The 4,178-nt window shown below is 52.9% G+C and carries 5 protein-coding genes; 3 read left to right on the forward strand and 2 right to left on the reverse strand.

The window, feature by feature from the left end; genetic code table 11:
• The 3 genes from B3F49_RS02465 to B3F49_RS02475 all read left to right on the forward strand — a co-directional run.
• Positions 1 to 471: aspartate/glutamate racemase family protein (locus tag B3F49_RS02465; protein ID WP_293908817.1), on the forward strand; the 471-nt coding region annotated here is incomplete at its 5' end.
• Position 472: 1 nt separating this feature from the next.
• Positions 473 to 1,387: a TIM barrel protein gene (locus B3F49_RS02470; protein WP_293908818.1), complete on the forward strand. Its 915-nt coding sequence runs from the start codon at positions 473 to 475 to the stop codon at positions 1,385 to 1,387.
• The gene (locus tag B3F49_RS02475; protein WP_293908819.1) at positions 1,384 to 2,352 is read left to right on the forward strand and encodes an aldo/keto reductase; all 969 of its coding nucleotides are present in this window, start codon (positions 1,384 to 1,386) and stop codon (positions 2,350 to 2,352) included. The genes B3F49_RS02470 and B3F49_RS02475 overlap by 4 nt, the downstream gene beginning before the upstream one ends.
• Here the strand turns inward: B3F49_RS02475 and B3F49_RS02480 are convergent.
• Positions 2,344 to 3,438 carry a DUF362 domain-containing protein gene (locus tag B3F49_RS02480; protein ID WP_293908820.1) on the reverse strand — a complete coding sequence of 365 codons (1,095 nt, stop codon included), beginning with the start codon at positions 3,436 to 3,438 and terminating at the stop codon, positions 2,344 to 2,346. The genes B3F49_RS02475 and B3F49_RS02480 overlap by 9 nt on opposite strands.
• Positions 3,435 to 4,085, reverse strand: coding sequence for a GntR family transcriptional regulator (locus B3F49_RS02485; protein WP_293908822.1), 651 nt, complete (start codon positions 4,083 to 4,085; stop codon positions 3,435 to 3,437). Before B3F49_RS02485 ends, B3F49_RS02480 begins: the two co-directional genes overlap by 4 nt.
• Positions 4,086 to 4,178: the final 93 nt, after the last annotated feature.

The raw sequence follows: 4,178 nt of genomic DNA on the forward strand, positions 1-4,178 counted from the left end.
TGTGAACTCACCAAGGCCGACCTGATAGTTGTCACATGTTCAACGCTCACCCCGGCTGTGCAGCTCATCCGCCCGTTCATCAACGTTCCCGTCGTTGCAATAGACGATGCAATGACCGAGCAGGCGGTTCGCACCGGCAAACGGATCAAGGTTGTGGCAACTGCCATGAGCACCCTCAAGCCGACCATTGCAAAGCTGGAGCAGGAAGCAAACCTTGCCGGTGTGGAAATTGAAGTGGATGCCCAGGACCATGAACCTGCCTATACCGCAATGCGTGCCGGTGACATGGCCACCCACGACCGTCTTGTTCTTGAGATGATCCGAGAGGTCAAAGGCTTTGACTGTATTGTCCTCGCCCAGGCTTCCATGGGTCATCTGCAACAGCAGGCACAGGAGATTGCAGGAGTTCCGGTTCTTGCCTCCCCGATACTTTGCTGTGAGAAAGTGAAACAGATGCTTGAGGAGATGTGACATGAAGGACAGTATCCACAACTACTGCGACCTTGGTATTGTGCTTTCGATGGCCTATCCCGGCTGCCTCAAAAGCGAGGAGGAGTACAAGGCATCACTGAAAAGAATACTGGTCGATCCTTTCTTCAATGTCGTGGAACTCGGCTCCTTGCCGTTTGCAAGTCTGAAAGACGAAGTCTCGGCCATGATGGCAACCGCTCACTGCACTTCTACCTTCAGCGGTCATTCACTGCTTTTTTCCCGGAAGCTGAATATCAACAGTCTTGATGAGAGCGAACGGGCACAAGCTGTTTCCGCCCTCAAGGAAGGAATCGATGAAGCATATGAGTTGGGATGCTCTGAGTTTCAGTTCCTTTCCCGCGGCTATGAAGCCGGGAAAGAACAGGCCTATCTCAAGGCTTTACTCGCAAGCACAAAAGAGATATGTGCGTATGCCAAGAGCAAAGGCACCATGCCGGTGGTGCTGGAAGTTTTCGACCACACCATCGATAAGAAATCCTTGCTTGGACCTTCTTCCTTGGTCAGACAGTATGCACAGGCTATGTGCAGCGAGTATGACAATTTCGGCATCATGATCGACTGTTCCCATATCCCGATGATTGGGGAGACCATCGATGAGGCTGTGGATCCCATTATTCCCTACATCCATCATGTTCATGTTGGAAATACCCTGATCAGCAACCCGACTCACCCCAGCTATGGCGACTACCATCCTCGCTTCGGTTACCCCGGCAGTGAGAACGACACCGAGTATCTCGCTTCCTTCCTGCAGAAAATGAAGGACATCGGATATCTGGCTGAAGACAGCTCGAATATCCTCTCCTTTGAGGTGAAACCCCAAGCAGGGGAGGATGCCGATCTGGTTGTTGCCAATGCCAAAAGAACGCTGTTGGCTGCCTGGAGGAGCGTACAATGAAACTGGGCACCACCGATATCGAAGTCTCTCCCATCGCCCTGGGAACCTGGGCCATGGGGGGAGGGGACAGTTGGGGTGAAAGTGATCCCGTCCTTGCGGTAAAAACGGTACACCGCGCTCTCGAGCTTGGCATCAACTTCATCGACACCGCCCCCGCCTACGGCAACGGGCTGAGCGAGCAGCTGCTTGGCGATGCCTTGGCAGGCAAACGCCATCAGGCGGTATTGGCCACCAAATGTGGTTTGGTCTGGGGAAACGATGATGAAGGGTCGGTGCATAAAAGCCGTGACGGTGTCACAATTCGGCGCAACCTGGGTAAGCAGAGTATCATCAAGCAAGTGGAAGAGAGCCTTGGGCGGCTCAAGACCGACTATATCGATCTGCTGTTGACCCACTGGCAGTCGATTCCTCCGTTCCATACACCGATTGAAGAGACCATCGAAGTCTTTGAACTGCTCAAGCAGCAGGGAAAAATCCGCAGCTATGGAGCCTGCAACGTCAGCCTTGAGGAGTTGAAGGAGTACCAGAAATTTGGAACCCCCTCTTTGGTGCAGGAGCGTTTCAGCATGCTTTGGAGAGATAAAGCCGATCTTGCTTCCTATTGTGCAGAGAACCGTATCACCTTCCAGGCTTACAGCCCGCTTGAACGCGGTGTGTTGACCGGAAAAGCAGCACTTTCACAGAATGTTGTAGGGACAGCCAAGGCATCGGTAGCCTGGTACAAGATGGAGAACCGGCCCAAGGTGATGACGCTGCTCACCTCGCTTGAAACCATGGCAGATACCTACAACACACGTGTGGGAAATCTGGTCATTGCATGGACCAGACAGGCAACCGGTACCATGAACGTTCTGTGCGGGGCAAGAAAACCCAACCAGATCGAGGAGAACAGCAAGGCTCAAGACCTTGTGATTACAGCCAAGGACTGGGCGATCATCGATTCTCTTGCACGAACGCTACTCTAGCTCCTTGATGAACCTGATCATATCAATAGCCTTCGGGGGACACCCGGGGAGGCTTTTCCCAAGTCCCCGCGTGCAGATTCCCACCCCAACCTTGGAAGGGTTGGTTTTGCCCTTGTAGCCTTGGCCGATACAAATCGGTGTCTTCAAATTCTTAAGGCGGTTCACCTCATCGAGACGCTTGAGAGCATGGATGAGATTCCCGTAGCAGGCCGAGCATGCACTGTCGGGCTCGGTGAATTTGCCAAGATAATTGGCTCTTCCACTCGGTTTGGACGGAGCCTCGTCGCTTGGTTCGTTGAGTTGTACCAGTACGGCCTTGGAGAGGTCGGCCGACCCGACACCCAGGCCTTCCGCCAGTCCAATATAGGGGATGTCCTGATTCTCAAAGCCCATCAGGCTTGCCCCGTAGCTGTCGCACAAGACGCTGTCGCGGCATGCGAACATCCGGTTCGTCTCAACCGGATTGCCCCCTTCCTCGAAGTCGAGGTCGCCGTTGAGGCTGTCCACAATGATGAGATCAGCAGCTCTGACTTTGTTCAGGGCGGCTATGGGTCGATTGAGACCGAGAGTATGGAAAAGCCGTTTTGAACGATCGGAGAGCACCCCTTTCATGTTCTTCAAGGCACAGGTCATCGCAGTCTGGCAGTGTCCCTTCAGTACAGGGAGGCTGATGAGAAAGTCCGTCTCAAGGATGGTCCTGCTGACCTCCATGGTAATGCCGTCCACTGTCTTTTTTACATACTCATCATCCTTTACATCCACCAAGGGCACCTTGTACTGTTTGCTGATCTGGTTGTACCCATTGACCCGGAATCCCTCTTTGGTGGAATCGCCCACCCAGGCACTCTCGACAATGCGTATGGTGCGATACCCCAGGCCTTGGAGATGCTCGATGATGGCAACCACAATCTCAGGATGGGTCGTAGCTCCGCTGTCGGCTGTTACTGCTACGACCAGATTGGGCTTGAGTGCAATGGATGCCTGTTTGTCAGGAAGCAATGCCTCAAAGTCGATGCGCTGCAAAAGCGCCTTGGTCATCAGCGATGCATTTGACCCATAGGTGATGATTATTTCCTCTCGTTTCATGCGTTCCGGCTCCCGACATGGCTGGTCAAATCGTGGGTGATGTGTTCATACAGCATTCTCTTGCAGGCTTCCTTATCCCCGTTCTTCAGCAGCGTCATCATCTGTGCATGCTGGCCGAGGTAGTAGGAGAGCTCGTCATCAGGAAGGTTCTGGGCGATGCGAAGCTGCTGGATTTTTGCATCCAGGCGTTCGCAGATGCTGATGAGTGCGCTGTTCCCCGATGAACGGACCAAGGCCAGGTGAAACAGGCTGTCCTGCTCAAACACCGTCGCCCTGTCCCCGATGCCCATGGCGTATTGGCAATCGGCTGCATAGCGGGAAAGTTCCTTGACGTTTCTGGAATATGAGGCTTCATCGATGGAATCGATGGCAAGCTGCTCCAAGGCGACACGAACACGGGCGATATCATTTGCTTCCTGCTCGGTGATGGCTGATACGGTTGCATGACTTCTGGGTTTGATGGTGACCAAACCATACTCAGCCAAGCGTCTGATGGCCTCGCGGATGGGAGTACGGGAAACGCCGAATTGTTCAGCCAGCGATTCTTCAGGAATCTTCATCCCCCCCTTCAGTTGTCCGGACAGAATCTGGTCCTTGAGCATGGTATAAACTTGGTCGGATAAGCTGTTTTGTATACATTTGGGCATATGATGCCTCCTTATTCACTCTCCACTAAGAGTAAAAGGAAATTCCTGCTTCGTCAATCTAATTGTGTACAAAAAAATAACTGGATAAGTTTT

This window comes from Sphaerochaeta sp. UBA5836 (assembly GCF_002432845.1).
Classification (GTDB): domain Bacteria; phylum Spirochaetota; class Spirochaetia; order Sphaerochaetales; family Sphaerochaetaceae; genus Sphaerochaeta.